This is a genomic window from Paraburkholderia sp. FW306-2-2C-D06C (assembly GCF_058781505.1).
Genome location: NZ_JBYSWU010000135.1, coordinates 1 through 1057, shown reverse-complemented (window position 1 = coordinate 1057; position 1057 = coordinate 1). Strand labels below are relative to the sequence as shown.

At 61.6% G+C, this 1057-nt stretch carries 1 protein-coding gene; it reads right to left on the bottom strand.

What is annotated here, in order from left to right:
- Positions 1-1042, bottom strand: a 1042-nt coding sequence (gene ltrA, locus AC3WLT_RS37180; RefSeq protein WP_492596526.1) for a group II intron reverse transcriptase/maturase, incomplete at its 3' end; no start/stop codon positions are given.
- Between the last annotated feature and the right edge of the window lie 15 nt (positions 1043-1057).

Sequence of the window (1057 nt, the reverse complement as noted above, 5' to 3'; positions counted from 1 at the left end):
TGCTGGGCGTCTCACAGAAGCCGAAGTAGCCGCGCCACCCTGTAAGGTAGCGTGTCAGCCGCTCCATCAACTGCTCAATGCTGATCCCTCGTGCGCGCTGGGTCAGTTCCCGGATTCGTTCCTTGAAGCGGGCTAGTGCCTTGGGCGCAATGCGCCGTTTGACCTGATCCCGGTTCGAGAAGCTAAATCCCAGAAACTTCCGCGTGTGTGGCCGCGCGACCGCGCTCTTCGCCTCATTGACCTTCAGCTTCAGCTTGCCGGTGAGGAAGGCCTTCAGCCCAGCCATCACCCGTTGGCCAGCGCGTTCGCTGCGTACGTAGACGTTACAGTCGTCGGCGTACCTCACGAACCGCAGTCCGCGCCGCTCAAGCTCCCGGTCGAGATCGTCGAGCATCAGATTGGATAACAACGGTGACAGGGGACCGCCCTGGGGCGTCCCTTCGTCCGTTGCGCCAACCAGCCCGTTCTCCAGCACGCCCGCCGTCAGGAAGGAGCGGATCAGCTTCAGCATTCGTTTGTCGCTGACCCGCTTTGCCACCCGGCTCATCAGGATGTCGTGACTCACGCGATCAAAGAATTTCTCCAGATCCAAGTCTACGACCCAGCGATGTCCCGCCTGAATGTAGTCTTGCGCGCGCGTCACGGCCTGATGCGCCGAGCGTCCCGGACGGAAGCCGTAACTGGTATCCGAGAACGTTGGGTCCCACTGCCTTTGCAGCACCTGCAATACCGCCTGCTGGACGAACCGGTCAAGCGCAGAGGGAATGCCGAGCTTACGCACGCCACCTCCATCCGGCTTGGGTATCTCGACCCGTCTCACAGGTTGTGGCCTGTAGGTTCCTTCGAGCAATGAGGCCCGTATCGACGGCCAATGCTCACGCAGGTACGCCGGTAGTGCCTGAACCGTCATACCGTCCACGCCTGGCGCACCCTTGTTCGCCTTCACACGCTTCAACGCCCGTTGCAGGTTTCCCCGCTCACAGACTTCTTCCATCAGTCGGTCACAAGCCGACGGGCTTTCAGTTTCGGGGTCCGCCGCCATAGGTTCAGCCCCTCG